Origin of the sequence: Streptomyces sp. HUAS MG91 (genome assembly GCF_040529335.1) — a bacterium.
Taxonomy (GTDB): Bacteria; Actinomycetota; Actinomycetes; order Streptomycetales; family Streptomycetaceae; genus Streptomyces; species Streptomyces tabacisoli.
The window spans coordinates 188,494-204,814 of the sequence record NZ_CP159534.1; the positions used below are offsets into that span (position 1 = coordinate 188,494).

Sequence of the window (16,321 nt, forward strand, 5' to 3'; positions counted from 1 at the left end):
CCGGTGACGGTGTGCCCATCGATCTCGATACGTACGTCAAGGGCGTCCTGGCCGGGAAGCGGGCGATCGTCGCACGGGCGATCACCCTCGTCGAGTCGACGCGCCCCCAGCACCGGCGCCTGGCGCAGGAGTTGCTGACGGAGCTGCTGCCGTACAGCGGCCGGGCCCGCCGGATCGGCGTCAGCGGGGTGCCGGGGGTGGGGAAGTCGACGTTCATCGACGCGTTCGGCTCCCTGCTCACCGGCCGCGGTCACCGGGTCGCCGTGCTCGCGGTCGACCCGTCGTCCAGCCGCACCGGCGGTTCCATCCTGGGCGACAAGACGCGGATGGAGCGCCTCGCGGTCGATCCGGCCGCCTTCGTGCGCCCCTCCCCCACGGCCGGCACGCTCGGCGGGGTCGCCAAGGCGACCCGTGAGTCGATCGTCGTCATGGAGGCCGCCGGGTACGACGTGGTGCTGGTGGAGACGGTCGGCGTGGGGCAGTCGGAGACGGCTGTGGCGAACATGGTCGACACGTTTCTGCTGCTGTCGCTGGCGCGGACCGGTGACCAGTTGCAGGGCATCAAGAAGGGTGTCCTCGAACTCGCCGACGTGATCGCGGTGAACAAGGCGGACGGGCCGCATGAGCGGGACGCGCGTTCGGCGGCGCGGGAACTGTCGGGCGCGCTGCGCCTGATGCACGGCAAGGACGCGTTCTGGACGCCTCCGGTGCTGTCGTGCAGCGCCCGCGAGGAGAGCGGACTCGACGAGGTCTGGGAGCGGATCGAGCAGCATCGCACGCTCCTCGACTCGACGGGACGTCTCGCCGAGCGGCGCCGCACGCAGCAGGTCGACTGGACGTGGACGATGGTGCGCGACGAACTCCTCGGCCGACTGCACGCCGATCCCGCGGTACGGGCACTCACCCCCGGTCTGGAGCGGCGGGTCCGCGACGGTGACCTCACCGCGACGCTCGCGGCCGAGCAGATCCTGGACACCTTCCGGAAAGGGGAGGCGGAGGTCGGGGACTGACGCGGCCGGTCACCCGGTCAGGCAGCAGTCCCCGCACGTGCCGCCGCCCGGGGCACGGTAGAAGAGACAACAGCTGTTGCGGCGGAACGTCAGCCGGGGCCCGGTGATCCGCCCGGTGCCCCGCAGCCGGCCCGTCTCCAGGAGCTCGCGGGTCAGGCGGGTGAGCGGGCCGCGCAGGGCGGGCCGGGTGCGCAGCAGTTGCGCAGCCGAACCGACCAGCGCGGACGCGGAGTTGCCTGCCAGCAGGCCCGGCGCCACCTTGGCGGTGAGGCCGCTTTCTACGTCGCGCAGCACGCCGTCGACCTCCGCGTGGACGGCTTCCACCGGCGACGGAAGCCGCGCCGCGATCCGCCCCCGCGACTCGGTCAGGCACAGGTCCGTGCCCTCACCGGACCAGTCGACGGCGCTCATCGTGGGCACGATCCCGTGCACGAGCGCGCAGGCGAGGACCGGTGACCACAGCCGGGCCGCGAGCCCGAGGTGCGCGATGGAGACGCCGACGCGCGCCTCGGCGGTTCCGAAACGGTCGTTGACCGCCCGCGCACGGGCCGCGAACCCGTCGCGGAGGGCCCCGCCGCCGGCACGGTCCCGGGGCGCGACCGTGTCGAGGGCGAAGAATCCACCGAGCCGAGCGATGTCGCGCAGCGCCTCGGTGACCTGCTCCGGCCGGGCCTCGGTGGCGTTCACGGGGTGCCGGGGGCGCGGCGCGGCGGCTCGATGAGGTAGAGGTCGAGGATCTCGGGCCGGGCCGCGACACCCGGGCCGCCCTCCCGTACCCAGTCCGCTATGTCCTCGGTCGCGTCCGGGTCGTTGACCAGGCCGAGCCACACCGGCCGGGCGCCCGCCGCCCGCCCGGCCGTCGACGGCTGCACGACGACCACGTTGGCCTGCTCGCAGACGTCCAGGCACTCGGAGATCCGCACCGGCGCGATCTGGCGCAGCCGCGCCGTCTGGGCCGCGTGATCGGCATTGACCTTGACGGTGCCGCAGCAGCAGTCGCGGCACACCACCACCCGGCACGGGACCGTCCGGTCCCCTGTCGTCACGGTCTCGTCGGCGAGCCGTTCGGGCATGCCGTGTCCTTCCTCTCGCCGGGGAGTTCCGCCCCGGGGTGCTTCGAGGAGGCGACAGCGTGAGTCTCCTGGCTCTCGGGTCCACGCTCGTCCCGGCCTTCCCACCCGCGCGGGGCAGTGGCTCGTCGGGATCCGCTCGCCGATCACAGTGGCGGTACCGCACCGGATTCGCACCGGTTTCCTCGGGCGGCTGTCGCCCATGTCCGCGCTCATCATGCCATCCGCCCGACACGGCGACCGGCCCGAGGCCGCGCCGGACGGCATGCGCTACGCGGAATCGGTGCGCCACAGACCGTCGGGGCCGTCGCCCGCCGCGTCGAGGATGATCCGGGCGTCCCGTTGGCCGAGTTTGACGGCCTCGCCGAGGAACTCCGGTTCGAAGAACAGGTAGCTGAGCAGTTCGCCCCGGCTCTGTCCCGGGCCCAGGAGCGCGGCGAGGAACATCAGGTCGGGGTTGGCCAGCCGGCGCAGGCCCCGGAAACAGGTGTCCAGGACGTACTCCGCCAGTTGTCCGAGCTGATCCGCCTGACCGGGCATCGGGCCGCCGAAGAGGTACTCGACGACCGTGTACGGGCGTCCGCGCGGGCTGATCCGTCGCGCCCCGGACTCGAGCAGCTCGTCGACCTTGCCGAGCGTCCGCGTGTCCTCCACCATGCGGTCGCCCATCAGGCCGGTCAGGATCTGCGCGACGACGTCCTGGACGGACGGGCGGGGTTCGTCGCCGCAGTCCGCTGGGCGGGGCAGGTCGCGCAGCGGTGTCGTGGCGACGATCACCACGCGTCGCGCGCCGAGCGAGATCGTCGGCTTGACGGGGGCGTTGAGGCGTACGCCGCCGTCCATGTACCAGCAGCCGCTCGGCTCGATCCTGACGGGCGGAAACGCCACGGGAATCGCGGCGGACGCCATCACGTGGTCCACGCTCAGGACGGTACGGGTGTAATCCACAGCCCGGTCGGTGTCGGACGCCGGCAGCCGGGCCGCCGCGGGTCCCTCGGCGAAGATCTCCGTACGGCCGGTGCCGCAGGCCGTCGTGGCCACGGCCACGGCCTGCACGACGCCGTCGACCAGATTGGTGTGGAGCTGGTCCCAGTTCACCTTCGTGCGCAGGGTCGTCCGCAGCGGGGTCGTGTCGAGCAGGCCGGCCAGGGGCGCGCTGGAGGGGTTGACGACTCTCGTGACGCACTGCCGCAGGATCATGGGCAGGGCCGTCAGGACGAACGGCCTGAAGACCTGACTTTTCGTCAGTTCCGCCCAGGCGGTCATCACTTGGTCGGCGGCCTGGGCGACGGGCAGGTGGGCGAGCGAGGCGAAGAGCACCGCGTTGAGCGCTCCCGCACTGGTGCCGGTGAACAGCGTCGGCCGCTGCCCCCGCGCGTCGAGCTCCGGCAGCAGGGTCGCCAGCATGCCCGCCTCGTAGGCACCCCGAGCCCCGCCCCCTGCCAGCACCACGCCGATGTCACCGCCGGCCGTGGCCGACGTGGCGGCTGCGTCCTCGGGCATCGCCCCTCCCCGGTCGACGTCGCTCCGGTACGGCCGCGGCAGGTTCCCTGCGCGTCACGGGCCGCCCGGTCGATGCCACTACGCCGGGCGCAACGGTGCAACGGCGGAACCGGCCATGCCCCGGACGGCAGCCCCGCTGTGTCGCCCTAGAGCCGGCTCATCGATGCCATCGCGTACAGCAGCTCGACGGCGGCCGTGGGGTCGCCCTGTTGGTTCCTGGCCGCCTCCCGTGGTGCGAGATGGCCCGCCGCGACCCGGCAGAACTCCACTTCGGGCAGGACGATGTGGCTGACGCAGTTGTCCGGGCCGGCCGGGCCGTCGGCATCGTCCACGGGCAGGTACCAGTCGCCCCCGCTCTCGCCCTCGATCTCCAGGCGCACACTGCGCGGCGCCGCCCCGGGCTGGGTGCGGGACAGCGGCGGCGACGCGAGTCCCGCCTGCCTGCGCGCGGCCAGGATCGCCGGCAGCATCTGCACGGCGACCCCGATGAGCGTCCGCAGATGTTCGGGCACCGGGGGCGGATAGGGATAGTCCACGGCGTCCGCGATGTCGGTGGCGTGGATCCACGTCTCGAAGGCCCGGTCGAGCAGGGCCAGGCGCAGGGGCAGGACGACATCGTCTCCGTAGGGCACGGCGATGTCCGCCACCCCGTTGCCGCTGAACGAGCAGGTGCGGATGAGTTCGTAGGCGTGGTCCCGCCAGGCGCGGCGGACGGATTCGGGGCTCTCGTCACCGGACGTGTCGGACGCCGTACGGTCCTGTTCCGTCTGCTCCCACAGCGCCCTGGTCCGCGCCTCCGGATCCGACGACAGGTCCTGGGCACCGCGCACGGGGTCCGGCAGTCCCAGCGAACGGGACACCGAGCCGTCCACCGCGAGGAGATGGTGGAGCACCCCGGACACGGACGTGGAGTGGGTGGCGGGGTCGTCGCCCTCGAACCATTCCAGCTGGACCGGGGACTTCCACTCGTCGTCGCTCATGTCCGCGAGCAGCGAGCCGAGGCGGGCGGTCTCGGCGTCGTACGGCTGGGCGTAGTCGGGGACCGCGATCTGGGGCGGGCGGGCGCTCAGGCAGGAGCCGAGGACCTCGGCGCGCAGCGTGGGTGCCAGGTCGAGACCCATGTGGGGGTGCAGCAGTTCGAGGGAGGTCCGCAGCCGTGCCGCCTCGTCGGCGCAGGAGGGGCACCGGGCGAGGTGCTCGTCGACCTCCGCCGTCTCCTCCGTGGAGCAGGCCCCCAGCGCCCAGGCGCCGAGGAGCTGCTCGAGGCGGGAGTGCCCGTCGAAGTCACTACTCATCGTCCGTCCTCCCCGGTGGCGGCGTCGGTACCGGCCAGCATGGTCAGCCCGTGCCGGAGTCTGCGCAGTATCTCGTCCTCGGCGACGCCGAGTTCGGCCGCGGCCTGGTGGTAGTCCATCTTCTCCGTGTGGACGAGGTGGATCGCGACGCGTGTGCCCCGGTTCATGGAGCCGAGGGCCGCGTCCGCTCGCTCGATGCGGGCGGCCGAGAGGCGGGCGGCCGGCTCGCCCTCCCGGGGCGGCGCGTCGGGCCCGCTCTCGTACCGGTCCAGCGCCGCCATGACCAGCCAGGTGCCGAGACGGTACCGCCCCGGGTCGAGGGACCGGGGGTGCTGCCACAGGTGCGTGAAGACGCCCACCACGAGGTCGCGGGTGGCCTGTTCGTCGCCGGTCAGCCGTGCCGCCACTGAGTGAAGCATGCGGGCGTAGCGGTCGTAGACCTCGCCGAGCACCGCGGCCTCGCCGCGGACCAGGCGGATCTGGACCTGCCGTTCCCACCGTGCCCCATCGTCGACCGGGTCGGCCATGCCCCTCCTCGGGTCCCTGACGTGCTGCCGCACACGCCAACGTACCCAGTGAATGTTGTCATGCGACAACTCGCCCGCGCATGAACTGTATTGATCGAAGGGGAAGTTGCATCGGATCACTTCTGGCCCGTCCGTGACGGCATGGATCTCGCCGACGCCCGCGCCCCGTCCCCTCCGTTCGCCACCGGCTCAGTCGATGCAGAACTCGTTGCCCTCGATGTCCTGCATCGGGATGCAGGACTCGTTCTCCTCGTCGGCGTACAGGGTGGTCACGTGTGTCGCGCCGAGCGCGACGAGCCGTGCGCACTCGGCCTCGAGGGCGGCGAGGCGCTCGGCACCCACCAGGCCGGTGCCGACGCGCACGTCGAGGTGCACGCGGTTCTTGACGACCCTGCCCTCGGGCACCCGCTGGAAGAACAGCCGCGGTCCCTCACCCGAGGGGTCGACGCAGGCCGACCACGCGTCCCGCTCCTCGGGCGGCTGCGCGTTCCTGAAGTCGTCCCAGGTGTCGAACTCCTCGGGCGGCCGGGGCATGACGTACCCGAGCACCTCGCACCAGAACCGGGCGACACGCTCGGGTTCCGCGCAGTCGAAGGTGACCTGGAATTTCTTGATCGCTGACATCGGCGCACCATACCAACGGCTCCCTGCCGCCCACACCCCGAATAAGGAGCCCAGGCCCGCGGCCGCCGTCAGAGGCCCGCGAGGGTCGCGTTCAGCTGACCGGCCGTCAGAGCGGGCTCCGGCAGGGCGAGTTCGGGCGCCGCGGGGCGCAGCCCTGCCAGGAGCAGGGCGAGGGGGCGGCGCCAGGCCTCGGGAGTGGTCGCGGCGGTGAGCGCGGGGACGGCGCGGCCCAGTGCGGCGAGCGCGAACAGGACGTCCTCCACGACGACGTCGGACCGGACGGAGCCCTGCGCCCGCCCCCGCCGCAGGAGTTCGTCGAGAGTCCGGTGATTGTGCGCGTGGACGGCCTCCAGGGCGGCGACGCCCTCCAGGCTCGTCGTCATCAGGTCGTTCGTGCCGCGGTCGGAGGCGAGCACCGTGAAGACGACCTCCAGGTAGCCGGTGAGGCCCTCCCAGGCGTCGTCGGCCGTGCGCGCCCGCTCACCGGCGGACATCGTGCCGCTCAACTGGTCGCGGAAGACGGCGTCGACGAGGTCGGCACGGCGCGCGAAGTGCCGGTACAGCGTCGCGTTGCCCACGCCCGCGCGGCGGGCGACGACGTCGAGCGGCGCCGCGAGGCCCTGCTCCCGGAACACCGCGCGCGCGGCCTCGACGATCAGCTCACGGTTGCGTCGCGCGTCCCGCCGCCGGTGCGCCGCCGTGCCCGATGCGCCGCCGGTCATGTCGATCTCCTTCGCCGTTCTCCTGGGAAACATCCGGGGAGTGCTCCCCGGTAAGGATGCTATCGTCCCGACGAAACGGGGAGCACTCCCCATTTGAGGAGGGGTGAATCGTGGAAGAAGCGGACAGGGCACTGGTGCTGGGCGGTGGCGGACCCGTGGGCGGTGCGTGGCTGGTCGGCGTCCTGGCCGGGCTCGCGGACGCCGGATCCGATCCGGCCGAGGCCGGGCTGACGGCGGGCGCGTCGGCGGGAGCCGTCTTCGGCGCCCGGCTCCTGTCGGGGCAGTCGCCGCGGGAGCTGTACGAGCGTCAGCTGGCCGGCGCCGACCGCGTCGACCTCGCCGTCACGGCCGGGCAGACACTCCGGTTCCTCCGGGCGGCCCTCGGCGCGAGGGACCCCGATCGCTCCGCGCGCCGCCTCGGCCGGGCCGCGCTCGACGCGCGGACGCCTCCGGAGTCCGACGTCCTCGACACCGTACGGGCGTTGCTGAACGGCGTGCAGAACTGGCCGGAGCGTCCGCTGCGCCTCGCGGCCGTGGACGCCGTGACGGGAGAGCCGGACGCCTTCGACCGGGAGTCGGGCGTCTCCCTCGTCGAGGCGGTCGCCGCCAGCTGTGCCGTCCCGCTGGTGTGGCCGCCGGTCACGGTGGCCGGGCGGCGGTGGATGGACGGCGGCAGCCGCTCGACCGCACCGCTCGAACTGGCCCGCGGCCACCGGCGCGTCCTGGCCGTGGTGCCCCTTCCGTCCGCCGTTGGGCCGCACCCGCACGCTGTGCGTCAGGCGGCCGCGCTGACGGCGGCCGGAAGCCACGTCACGCTCATCACGCCCGACGCGGCGGCGCGGCGCGCCATGGGGCGGAACATGACCGCGGACCACCGCCGGGCGGACGCCGCCCGCGCCGGTCACGCGCAGGCCCGGGCGCTGGCCGCGTCCGGCGCGATCGACGACCTCCTGACCGCCTGAACCGAGGGACGACCCCATGCCGACGGCACCCACCCTGGAAGAACTGGCTCCCGCCGGGCACGACCCGGCCCGCGATCCCCATCCCGTGTACGCGGCGCTGCGTGCGCGCGGCCCGGTCCATCGCGTCCTCGTCCCCGGGAGCGGCGAGACCTGGCTCGTCGTGAGCCGGGACGCGGCGCGTCAGGCGCTGACCGATCCCCGGCTGAGCAACGACATCCGTCACTCGGCGACCTGGGACACCGACGGCGGTCATGCTCTCGGGCGGAACATGCTGCAGAGCGACCCTCCGCACCACACGCGGCTGCGCAAGCTGGTCGCCGGGCACTTCACGCCCGGGCGGATCGCCGCGCTGCGTCCGCGCGTCGAAGCCCTCGCGGACGCCCTGCTGTCCGGCCTGCCCGCGGAGGGCACGGTCGACGTGGTCAGCGGTTACGCGCTGCCGCTGTCGGTCGCGGTGATCTGTGAACTTCTCGGAGTGCCCGAGGACGGACGTGACGTCTTCCACGCCTGGTCGCGGGAGCTGGTGATGCCCACGTCGGAAACGGCGGCGTCCGCGGCCGGCGCGCGACTGGCCGCTCTCATAGACGACCTGGTCGCCCGGAAGACCGCGGCTCCCGACGGCACCCTGCTGAGCGAGCTGGCCGTCGCCGGACGGGACGGCGGCCTCGCGGCCGATGAACTCCTCGGGATGGTCTTCCTGCTGCTCGTCGCCGGGCACGAGACGACCGTCAATCTGATCTCGGCGGCCCTGTTCGCTCTTCTCACGCACCCGGACCAGCTGGCCCTCGTACGCGCGGATCCCTCGCTCACGGCCGCGGCGGTCGAGGAGGCCCTGCGCCATCAGGCACCGGTCCACTCCACCGCGTTCCGGTTCGCCGTGGAGCCGCTGGAGCTGGCGGGGACGGCGATCGCGGCGGGCGACGCGGTCCTGGTCAGTCTCGCGGCGGCGTCGCGGGACCCCGCGCACTACGCCGACCCCGACCGTTTCGACCTGCGCCGCACCGGCCCCGCGCACGTCGCCTTCGGGCACGGCCTGCATCACTGCCTGGGGGCGCCCCTGGCCCGCGTGGAGGCCGAGACGGCCCTGCGGCGCTTCCTGGCGCGCTTCCCGACGGTCGCGCTCGCCGCGGATCCGGCGACGCTGACATGGCGCAGCAGCACCCTACTGCGCGGGCTCACGGACCTTCCGCTGCGACTGGGGCAGCGGTAGCGCGGACTGCGCGGCGAGCGGGACGGCGAGCGGAAGATCCTCCGAGCGGTGGCGGGTGGCGGCGCCGAGGGAGGTGTTCACCGCAGCGACAGCGCGGCGGTGACCGTCTTTCCTTCGGGGCCGATCTCCACGTCCATGCGGGAGCAGAGCCGCTCGATCACCACCAGGCCGTATCCGCCGGGGCTCCCCTTGCGGGTGCGCACCCGCTGCGGCGCGGTCCGGCTGGCGTCGCTGACCCGCAACCGGAACTCGCCGTCCGCCACATCGACCTCGAGCCGGGTCACCCCGCCCGCGTGCACCAGGGCGTTGGTCACCAGCTCGCTGACCACGAGCAGCGCGTCCTCGCCCAGCTGGCCGGCCCGGTCCCGCGGCAGTTCACGGCCCGCCTCGGCCATTGCCGCGCGGACCGCCACCCGGGCGTCCGCACAACTGATCTCCTCTGTCTCCAGTGCTTGAGCCGCGCTCATATCGACGTAGGTCCTTTCCCGTACATGTCGCACCTCGTGCCGCCACAGTTCTCGCTTTCCCCGCACCTGTCGGTCCGACACTCCCCCGATCCCACCCGCTCCGGACGAGAAAGGGGGATCTGCCGATCACCCACCGAGGAACCTGTGGTTAGGTCTGCGGATGGTTTCCGACAGACAGAGAATCGACGTCACCCGGCAGGACCGGGTGACCGTGGTCTCCTTCCGTGACGACATGGACCTCACGGACGAGGCCGAGGCCTACCTCGCCCTGTCCGGCGCGCGGGGGGACACCGGCACCACCGGCACCCTCCTCGACCTCGCCGGCCTCACCTTCGCCGACAGCACGACGCTCAACGTGATCCTGCGCGCCTACAACGAACACCAGGCCGTGCCGAGGCCCTTCGTCCTGAGCGGCCCCTACCACCCGGCCGTCGACAGACTCTTCGAGATCACCGGCGCCGGCGAGGCCCTGGAGATGACCGACAGCCGCGCCGAGGGCCTGCGCCGCGTCCACGAGCTCCGGGAGCGTCTCGGAAGCGACCAGGCCTCCGCTCCCGACGCGCAGTGACGCCGGGAGCCGGGCCGGACGACGGTCTTGTCCTGCGCCGATGACGCACGAGACCGAACTGACGTCCCCCGTCGATCTGTGCCGGCCCGACGGGCGGTAGAACCCGGACGCGGTCGGCTGGACCCGGCGTCCGACGAACACGGACGCGGTGGTGCCGCTGGCCAGGCGCGCGGCACCGCCCGTTCGCAGCGGTGAGGGCGAGGTCCGTGCCACGCGACGGGCCCCGGTGTGCGGCTCGACGCGGAGGTGCCGCCGCCGGGGCACGGGGCCCTCGGCGTGGTCGTGCCGTGGAGCGACCGCCGGTTCCAGTACACCGTGAAGGACATCGGCCGCCCGGTGCACGGCACCCTGACCCTGCACGGCCGGACCCACGAGGTGAGCGGTCCGGGTTCGTTCGCCGCACTGGACCACGGCCGCGGCAAGTGGGCCCACACCGACGACGGCACCAGAACGGACCTCGACGGGCTGGTCGGCTGGGCCGAGGAGGCCCGGAACCGCTGGTAGCGGACTGGGCCGCACGGGTGAATAACCTGACACTTCATCACATGAGGCACTGTCGCGTTGTCATACGGTCATGACGATCGAACTCATCACCCGACGGCCCATGCCCTCCCACCCACGCCGCAGCGACGGCCAAGCCCCCCTGCCCGCACCCGAGGAGCGCTCCTCGCTGCGCCGCGCCTGGCGGCTCACCGAGGAGCAGGTGGCCGAGGCGTTCGGGGTGACGGCGGCGACGGTCCGTTCCTGGGAAGCCGGGCGGTCCGCCCCGCGGGGGCGGCGCCGGGCGGCCTACGCGGCGTTCCTCAGCGGCCTCGCGCACGGACTGGTACCGGGGCCCTCCACCGAGAGCACTCCCCCGCCCGCACAGCCGCCCGCGCCCCGTCCTGCGCGCGTGCGGTCGAGCGCCGCCGTCGCGAAGGCCGCGGAGGAGAGCACGGCGGCGAGCACCACGGAGACCGTTCTGCGCGGGGCGGCACCCTCGACGCCCGGTCGGCCGGTAGGGCGGGCGCCCGATCCCGTGTCGCCCGCGCGGCTGCGCGGATTCCGCCGGACGACCGCGGCCGTGGCGATGTGGATCGCGTTCGGCCACCTGATGGCCACCGCGCCGCTCCCGCATCTCTAGTCCGGAACGGAAGAGCGGCCTTTCGCCGGCCCCGGGTTCAGAGCACGAAGACGCTCCGCGCCGTCTCCGTGTCGTACACCTCGCCCGGGTAGACCAGCCATTCCACCGGCCCCGTGCAGTCGGGGCCGGCGTGGACCTCCGCGATGGCGTCGGTGTTGTTGACGATGGACTCGGGGAAGCGGTCGACGGCGTAACAGCCGCTCGGATCGACGTGATCGGTGCCGTCGACGACGAGGATGCCCTCGGCCGCGGAGGCCGGTACCGCGGCGGCCAGGGTCGCCGCTGCCGCCAGTGCCCCGAGGGTCAGGGCCGTACGTCGCATCATGGTGAGTCCTCTCCGTGGCGCGGGTCGCGCTCGTCACCACCCGCGGTCATCACGGAACGTACCGGATCACGTACAACAGGTAACCGGCGTGCGGAAGCGATCAGCCGCGACGCGGTGCGCCGTACGCCTCACCCCAGCGAGGCCACCGCCGCGCGCAACTGCCCCAGCGCCTCCAGCACGCACCGGGCCAGCTCCTCGCAGCCGCCGCGCTCCGCCTCGGACCACCGTGCGAGCCCGCGCTTGAACGCGAGAACGCCCAACTCCCCCGCGACGGCGGCGACCTCGCCGGGGACGCCGCGCTCCTCCAGGGCCGCGACCATCGCGGCCGCGAGGCTGACGGTCTTGAGCGCGTCCCGCTCCTGGAGCTCCGCGCTGGCGGCGACGGCGGCCTTCACGCGCGGGGCCAGCTCACGATTCTGCGGACCCATCGCACCCGATGCGCGCACGAGACCCGCGGCGACGGCCTCTAGCGGGCCGGCCCCCGCGGGCGCCTCGGCGATGCCCTCGACCAGCAGCCGGCTCAGGGTCTCCTGACCGGCCACCAGCAGATCGCGCTTGTCCGGGAAGTACCGGAAGAAGGTGCTCTTGGTGACCCCGGCGCGCTCGGAGATCTGCGCGACGGTCGTAGCGTCGTAGCCCTGCTCGGTGAACAGGTCGACGGCCGCCACGACGAGCCGTTCGCGTGAACCTGATTCCCACCGAGCCATGTCGCCATCCTACGTGATGGGACTCTTGTCCCATCATCCGTGTACGGTGATGGGACAAGAGTCCCATCACTATGAGGAGAGACCTCATGCGCGTCTTCGTCACCGGCGGCACCGGCCTGATCGGCTCCACCGTCGTCGCCGAGCTCCTCGGCAACGGCCACTCCGTCCTCGCGCTCGCGCGTTCCGAGACGTCGGCGGCGGCCGTCGAGCGGGCCGGAGCGCAGCCGCTGCGGGGCGGGCTGGCCGATCTGGACGTCCTCCGCTCCGGCGTCGCCGAGTCCGACGGGGTCATCCACCTCGCGTTCAGCAACGACTTCAGCAGCCCCGAGGCCCTGGCCCAGGGCGTCGCGGAGGAAGGGGCGGCCCTGGCGGCCCTGGGCGACGCGCTCGTCGGCAGCGACCGGCCGCTCGTCACCGTCTCGGGCACGCCGGTGGCGGCGGGCCGCCCGTCGACCGAGGACGATCCGCTGCCGACCGACGGACCGGTCGGCGGCCGGAGCGTCGCGGTCGTGCGCGCCCTGGGTCTGGCCTCCCAGGGGGTGCGGAGTTCGGCGGTGCGGCTGCCGCGCACCGTCCACAACGAGGGCACGGGCGGCTTCGCGGGGCTGCTGACGAACATCGCGCGTCAGAGCGGCGTGTCCGGCTACCCGGGCGACGGCGCCCAGCGCTGGCCGGCCGTGCACGCGCTCGACGCGGCCGTGCTGTTCCGCCTCGCCCTGGAACAGGCACCGGCCGGCACCGCCTGGCACGCGGTGGCCGACGAGGGGGACGCGGTGCGGGACATCGCCGGGGTCATCGGGCGGCGGCTGGGGCTGCCGGTCCAGTCGGTGCCGGCGGAGACCTACGGTCCGCTCGGCCCGATCTTCGCGGCGGACCAGCCCTCCTCCAGCGCCCGCACGCGCGAAGCGCTCGGCTGGGAGCCGAAGCACCCGGCACTGCTGGCGGACCTGGAGAAGATCCAGCCCTGACCGGCCCCCGGCGGGCGGGGCCGCGTCGGCCCCGCCCACCGGGTCCGTCCGCGGCTACGCGTCCACGGCGGCGGGCTCGCGGGTACGGGTGTCGGCGGCCGGGGCCAGCAGGATCGCTCCGGCCACGAACACGAGGACCGCGACCATCGCCGAGCGCAGGCCGTAGTGGTCGCCCAGGAAGCCGAGGGCCGGCGGGCCGACGAGGAACGCCACGTATCCGATGATGGCGACCAGGGAGACGCGGGCCGTCTGGTCGGGGCCCGAGTCACCGGCCGCGGACAGGGCCACCGGGAAGCCCAGCGAGGCGCCGAGGCCCCAGAACAGCACGGCGATCGCGGCCACGACGGCGCTGTCCGAGAAGATCACCAGGACGAGCCCGACGGCACCGGAGACGGCGCTCGCCCGGACGACCGCCACCCGCCCGAAGCGGTCGAGGAAGAACGAGCCGCAGAAGCGGCCCGTGGTCATCGCGGCGGCGAACCCGACGTAGACGAGGGATCCGGCCGCCGCGTCGAGCCCGTGACCGTCGACCATGAGCAGCGGCAGCCAGTCGTTCGCCGCTCCCTCGGCCAGCGCCATGGCGAGCACGATGGCGCCGATCAGCAGCAGGCGGCGGTCCTTCCAGACCTGTGGCCGGGAGGCCGGTCCCGCTTCCGGCGTCGCCGGTCCGGTGCTGCGGCCGGTACCGGCCGGCACGGAGCGCAGCGCGTACAGCAGGAGCGCCGTGGCCACCGCCGCGACGACGGCCAGGTGCCAGTGCGCGGGGACGTCGGCGGCCGTGGCCGCCATTCCGGCCAGTCCGCCGACCACCGTGCCCAGGCTGAAGCAGCCGTGCAGGGTGGGCAGGACCGCACGCTCGGTGATGCGCTCGACGTCGGCCCCGTCGACGTTGACGGCCACCTCGCCCGCTCCCGTACCCGCGCCGAACAGGCACAGGCCCGCGGTGACCACGGGTGCGGAGGCGAGGGCGCTGCCCGCGCCGATGACGACGACGGCCGCGACGATCAGGGAGGTGCCCACGGCGATCACGGGCCGGGTGCCGAAGCGCGAGACGAAGCGTCCGGAGCACAGGATGCCGGCCATGGCCCCGACGGAGAGACCGAAGAGGACGAGGCCCATCTGCGCGGTCGACACGCCCAGTTCGTCGCGTACGTCCGGGGTGCGGGTCACCCAGGAGGACATGGCGATACCGGGAAGGAAGAAGAAGAGGTACAAGGCCTGACGGCGTCGGCGCACGGCAGGGTCTGTCAACGGGAGCTCCGCGGGAGTTCGGAAGAATGGACAGGCAGGCGACGCGTCCCGCCCCCACCGGGTATGCACAAATGTACATACCCGGTGGAGCGGAGAGAAGAGAAGGCGGACCACCACGATGACCGGAAGCAACCGCGGCCCCAACGACCCCCGGCGGCGCGAGCGGATCCTCGACGCTGCCCTCGACGTCATCGCCGAACACGGCGCCATCAAGGTCACCTTCCGCCGGATCGCCGCGGCGGCCGGGGTACCGCTCGGTTCGCTCACGTACTACTTCGACGACATGCAGCATCTGCTCACGGAGGCCTTCACCCGCCTCGCCGAGACCGTGTCCAGCCGCTACGGGGCGCTGCTGGCCGCGGCGCGCACCCCCGAGGAGGCACAGGAGGCGGTGGTGGAGATCATCTGCGGCAAGGTCTGGGGCTCCGACCGCAATCTCCTGCTCAGCTACGAGCTGTACGCCTTCGCCACCCGTCATCCCGAACTCCGCGAGGTGATGCGCTCGTGGATGCAGGCCAGCCGGGACTCCCTCGCCCGGCACTTCGACCCGCTCACCGCCCGCGCCCTGGACGCGCTGGTGGAGGGCTTCTCCATCCACAACTCCGTCGACGCCCGGCCCACCGACCGCGCGGGCATCGCGGCGGTCGTCGGTGCCGTCGTCGCACGTTCCGCCGCCCCCGGCGTCGTCTAGGGTCGACACCACGATGAACAGCAACAACGCGTCCCCCGCCCCGCCCGCGAAGGCCGACAAGGCAAGCGTGCGGCGGCACAACCTGAGCCTGGTGCTGCGCACCGTCCACGACGAGGGCGAGGCGACCCGGGCCGGTGTCGCCGCACGCGTGGGGCTGACCCGGGCGGCGGTCTCCTCGCTCGTCGACCAGCTCCTGACGGAGGGGTTCCTCAGCGAGTGGGGCAAGACGTTCAGCGGGCAGGCGGGCCGCCCGGGCACCGTCCTGAAGGTCGCCCGCAGCGGCCCCGCGGGACTCGGCGTCGAGATCAACATCGACTACGTGGCCGTGTGCGTCGTCGATCTCGCTGGTACCGACCGGGTCCGACTGGTCGAGCGGATGGACAACCGCGGCGCGGCGCCGGCCACCGTCCTCAACCAGGCCGCCCGGATCGCCGCGCGGGCCGTCGCCTCCGCCACCGAGCAGGAACTCCGTCCGGTGGCCGCCGAGTTGGCGCTGCCCGGTCTGGTCTCCGGCGGTACGGTGCGGCAGGCACCCAACCTGGGGTGGAACCGGGTTCCGGTTGAGGGCCTGTTCGCCCAGGCGCTCAGCACGCTGCGGCCCGAGCATCGCGCGCTCCCGGTGAGCGCGGACAACGAGGCGAATCTCGCGGCGATGGCCGAGCTGTGGTTCGCCACGGCCGACGACGACCGCACGCCGGTGAACAGCTTCGTCTACCTCACCGGCGAGATCGGTGTCGGCGGCGCGCTGGTGCTGAACGGTCAACTGCTGCGCGGCGCCCACGGGTTCGCGGGCGAGATCGGCCATCTGGTGGTCGACCCCGACGGGCCCCCGTGCAGCTGCGGCGCGCGCGGCTGCCTGGAGCAGTACGCGGGCCAGGCGGCGCTGCTGCGGGCCGCCGGCCTCGACGAGAAGGCGGGCGCGGCGGGCGTCGCGGAGCTGGAGGCGCGGGCGCGGGCCGGCCGGCCGCGCGCGCTCCAGGCCCTGGAGGAGGCCGGGCGGCGGCTCGGCCGGGTGCTGTCGGGAGCGGTGAACCTGCTGGACCCGGACGCGGTGATCCTGGGCGGCTCCTTCCGGGAGCTGAAGCCGTGGCTGGCGCCCGCCGCGGACGCGGAGCTGACGGCGCGGGTGGTGTCGGGCCTCTGGACGCCCGGCAACGGACGGCTGCGGGCGTCGTCCTCGTCCGGCGACGCGGCGCGCGGCGCTGCGGCCCATGTGGTGCGCGAGGTGCTGGCGGACCCGGCGGCGTACGCGGAGCCGGGGAAGGACTGAACGGCGGCGCCCGGGCCGTGGGCGGAGC

General features: G+C 73.5%; 20 protein-coding genes and 1 riboswitch. Of the genes, 9 read left to right on the plus strand and 11 right to left on the minus strand.

All coding sequences use genetic code 11. The features are described from left to right. Positions 1–11: 11 nt before the first annotated feature. On the plus strand, positions 12–1,010 hold the full coding sequence (gene meaB, locus ABII15_RS00935; RefSeq protein ID WP_353940287.1) for a methylmalonyl Co-A mutase-associated GTPase MeaB: 999 nt from the start codon (positions 12–14) through the stop codon (positions 1,008–1,010). Between the two features lie 9 nt (positions 1,011–1,019). On the opposite strand, the gene ABII15_RS00940 is transcribed toward meaB, so the two are convergent. From ABII15_RS00940 to ABII15_RS00970, 7 genes are all read right to left on the minus strand, one after another. Beyond that, positions 1,020–1,697: a (2Fe-2S)-binding protein gene (locus ABII15_RS00940; protein WP_353940288.1), complete on the minus strand. Its 678-nt coding sequence runs from the start codon at positions 1,695–1,697 to the stop codon at positions 1,020–1,022. Beyond that, positions 1,694–2,083, minus strand: a complete 390-nt coding sequence (locus tag ABII15_RS00945; protein WP_353940289.1) for a (2Fe-2S) ferredoxin domain-containing protein — start codon at positions 2,081–2,083, stop codon at positions 1,694–1,696. The genes ABII15_RS00940 and ABII15_RS00945 overlap by 4 nt, the downstream gene beginning before the upstream one ends. 61 nt (positions 2,084–2,144) lie before the next feature. Then, positions 2,145–2,267: riboswitch (cobalamin riboswitch) on the minus strand. A gap of 83 nt (positions 2,268–2,350) precedes the next feature. After that, positions 2,351–3,583 (minus strand): patatin-like phospholipase family protein, encoded by a 1,233-nt coding sequence (locus tag ABII15_RS00950; protein WP_353940290.1) that lies wholly within the window; start codon positions 3,581–3,583, stop codon positions 2,351–2,353. Positions 3,584–3,729: 146 nt separating this feature from the next. Further along, positions 3,730–4,878: a zf-HC2 domain-containing protein gene (locus tag ABII15_RS00955; protein ID WP_353940291.1), complete on the minus strand. Its 1,149-nt coding sequence runs from the start codon at positions 4,876–4,878 to the stop codon at positions 3,730–3,732. Further along, on the minus strand, positions 4,875–5,405 hold the full coding sequence (locus ABII15_RS00960) for a sigma factor (RefSeq protein ID WP_353940292.1): 531 nt from the start codon (positions 5,403–5,405) through the stop codon (positions 4,875–4,877). Before ABII15_RS00960 ends, ABII15_RS00955 begins: the two co-directional genes overlap by 4 nt. Positions 5,406–5,594: 189 nt before the next feature. Continuing rightward, positions 5,595–6,029, minus strand: coding sequence for a VOC family protein (locus ABII15_RS00965; protein WP_353940293.1), 435 nt, complete (start codon positions 6,027–6,029; stop codon positions 5,595–5,597). Between the two features lie 68 nt (positions 6,030–6,097). Beyond that, complete coding sequence (locus tag ABII15_RS00970; RefSeq protein WP_353940294.1) at positions 6,098–6,751, minus strand: helix-turn-helix domain-containing protein; 654 nt, start codon at positions 6,749–6,751, stop codon at positions 6,098–6,100. Between the two features lie 107 nt (positions 6,752–6,858). Between ABII15_RS00970 and ABII15_RS00975 the strand changes: the two genes are divergently transcribed. Next, positions 6,859–7,713, plus strand: coding sequence for a patatin-like phospholipase family protein (locus ABII15_RS00975; protein WP_353946930.1), 855 nt, complete (start codon positions 6,859–6,861; stop codon positions 7,711–7,713). A gap of 16 nt (positions 7,714–7,729) precedes the next feature. Continuing rightward, entirely contained in the window at positions 7,730–8,923 is a 1,194-nt protein-coding gene (locus tag ABII15_RS00980) for a cytochrome P450 (protein WP_353940295.1), read from the plus strand. 77 nt (positions 8,924–9,000) lie between these two features. Here ABII15_RS00980 and ABII15_RS00985 read toward each other — a convergent pair whose 3' ends face one another. Further along, on the minus strand, positions 9,001–9,390 hold the full coding sequence (locus ABII15_RS00985) for an ATP-binding protein (protein ID WP_353940296.1): 390 nt from the start codon (positions 9,388–9,390) through the stop codon (positions 9,001–9,003). A gap of 160 nt (positions 9,391–9,550) precedes the next feature. Between ABII15_RS00985 and ABII15_RS00990 the strand changes: the two genes are divergently transcribed. The 3 genes from ABII15_RS00990 to ABII15_RS01000 all read left to right on the plus strand — a co-directional run bounded on the left by ABII15_RS00990 (position 9,551) and on the right by ABII15_RS01000 (position 11,081). Next, positions 9,551–9,958, plus strand: a complete 408-nt coding sequence (locus ABII15_RS00990) for an STAS domain-containing protein (RefSeq protein ID WP_353940297.1) — start codon at positions 9,551–9,553, stop codon at positions 9,956–9,958. 228 nt (positions 9,959–10,186) lie between these two features. Next, positions 10,187–10,462 carry a DUF2804 family protein gene (locus ABII15_RS00995; RefSeq protein WP_353940298.1) on the plus strand — a complete coding sequence of 92 codons (276 nt, stop codon included), beginning with the start codon at positions 10,187–10,189 and terminating at the stop codon, positions 10,460–10,462. 70 nt (positions 10,463–10,532) lie between these two features. After that, entirely contained in the window at positions 10,533–11,081 is a 549-nt protein-coding gene (locus ABII15_RS01000) for a helix-turn-helix domain-containing protein (protein WP_353940299.1), read from the plus strand. Positions 11,082–11,118: 37 nt separating this feature from the next. Here the strand turns inward: ABII15_RS01000 and ABII15_RS01005 are convergent, their stop codons facing one another. Both ABII15_RS01005 and ABII15_RS01010 read right to left on the minus strand, forming a co-directional pair. Beyond that, complete coding sequence (locus tag ABII15_RS01005) at positions 11,119–11,406, minus strand: hypothetical protein (RefSeq protein ID WP_353940300.1); 288 nt, start codon at positions 11,404–11,406, stop codon at positions 11,119–11,121. 128 nt (positions 11,407–11,534) lie between these two features. Then, complete coding sequence (locus ABII15_RS01010) at positions 11,535–12,113, minus strand: helix-turn-helix domain-containing protein (protein WP_353940301.1); 579 nt, start codon at positions 12,111–12,113, stop codon at positions 11,535–11,537. A gap of 86 nt (positions 12,114–12,199) precedes the next feature. Here ABII15_RS01010 and ABII15_RS01015 point away from each other — a divergent pair, with 86 nt between their 5' ends. Next, on the plus strand, positions 12,200–13,081 hold the full coding sequence (locus tag ABII15_RS01015) for an SDR family oxidoreductase (RefSeq protein ID WP_353940302.1): 882 nt from the start codon (positions 12,200–12,202) through the stop codon (positions 13,079–13,081). Between the two features lie 54 nt (positions 13,082–13,135). Here ABII15_RS01015 and ABII15_RS01020 read toward each other — a convergent pair whose 3' ends face one another. After that, positions 13,136–14,332, minus strand: coding sequence for an MFS transporter (locus ABII15_RS01020; protein ID WP_353940303.1), 1,197 nt, complete (start codon positions 14,330–14,332; stop codon positions 13,136–13,138). A 118-nt stretch (positions 14,333–14,450) separates the two neighbouring features. Here ABII15_RS01020 and ABII15_RS01025 point away from each other — a divergent pair, with 118 nt between their 5' ends. Beyond that, positions 14,451–15,023, plus strand: a complete 573-nt coding sequence (locus ABII15_RS01025) for a TetR family transcriptional regulator (protein ID WP_353940304.1) — start codon at positions 14,451–14,453, stop codon at positions 15,021–15,023. Between the two features lie 13 nt (positions 15,024–15,036). Continuing rightward, positions 15,037–16,293 carry an ROK family transcriptional regulator gene (locus tag ABII15_RS01030; protein WP_353940305.1) on the plus strand — a complete coding sequence of 419 codons (1,257 nt, stop codon included), beginning with the start codon at positions 15,037–15,039 and terminating at the stop codon, positions 16,291–16,293. Positions 16,294–16,321: the final 28 nt, after the last annotated feature.

Excerpts from the sequence above, each read along its gene's own strand:
- ABII15_RS00950 (WP_353940290.1), bottom strand. The coding sequence starts at position 3,583 with ATGCCCGAGGACGCAGCCGCCACGTCGGCCACGGCCGGCGGTGACATC.
- ABII15_RS00960 (WP_353940292.1), bottom strand. The coding sequence starts at position 5,405 with ATGGCCGACCCGGTCGACGATGGGGCACGGTGGGAACGGCAGGTCCAG.
- ABII15_RS00945 (WP_353940289.1), bottom strand. The coding sequence starts at position 2,083 with ATGCCCGAACGGCTCGCCGACGAGACCGTGACGACAGGGGACCGGACG.
- ABII15_RS01025 (WP_353940304.1), top strand. The coding sequence starts at position 14,451 with ATGACCGGAAGCAACCGCGGCCCCAACGACCCCCGGCGGCGCGAGCGG.
- ABII15_RS00970 (WP_353940294.1), bottom strand. The coding sequence starts at position 6,751 with ATGACCGGCGGCGCATCGGGCACGGCGGCGCACCGGCGGCGGGACGCG.
- ABII15_RS00980 (WP_353940295.1), top strand. The coding sequence starts at position 7,730 with ATGCCGACGGCACCCACCCTGGAAGAACTGGCTCCCGCCGGGCACGAC.
- ABII15_RS00955 (WP_353940291.1), bottom strand. The coding sequence starts at position 4,878 with ATGAGTAGTGACTTCGACGGGCACTCCCGCCTCGAGCAGCTCCTCGGC.
- ABII15_RS00990 (WP_353940297.1), top strand. The coding sequence starts at position 9,551 with ATGGTTTCCGACAGACAGAGAATCGACGTCACCCGGCAGGACCGGGTG.
- ABII15_RS01030 (WP_353940305.1), top strand. The coding sequence starts at position 15,037 with ATGAACAGCAACAACGCGTCCCCCGCCCCGCCCGCGAAGGCCGACAAG.
- ABII15_RS01000 (WP_353940299.1), top strand. The coding sequence starts at position 10,533 with ATGACGATCGAACTCATCACCCGACGGCCCATGCCCTCCCACCCACGC.
- ABII15_RS01010 (WP_353940301.1), bottom strand. The coding sequence starts at position 12,113 with ATGGCTCGGTGGGAATCAGGTTCACGCGAACGGCTCGTCGTGGCGGCC.
- ABII15_RS01005 (WP_353940300.1), bottom strand. The coding sequence starts at position 11,406 with ATGATGCGACGTACGGCCCTGACCCTCGGGGCACTGGCGGCAGCGGCG.
- ABII15_RS00985 (WP_353940296.1), bottom strand. The coding sequence starts at position 9,390 with ATGAGCGCGGCTCAAGCACTGGAGACAGAGGAGATCAGTTGTGCGGAC.
- ABII15_RS01015 (WP_353940302.1), top strand. The coding sequence starts at position 12,200 with ATGCGCGTCTTCGTCACCGGCGGCACCGGCCTGATCGGCTCCACCGTC.
- ABII15_RS00965 (WP_353940293.1), bottom strand. The coding sequence starts at position 6,029 with ATGTCAGCGATCAAGAAATTCCAGGTCACCTTCGACTGCGCGGAACCC.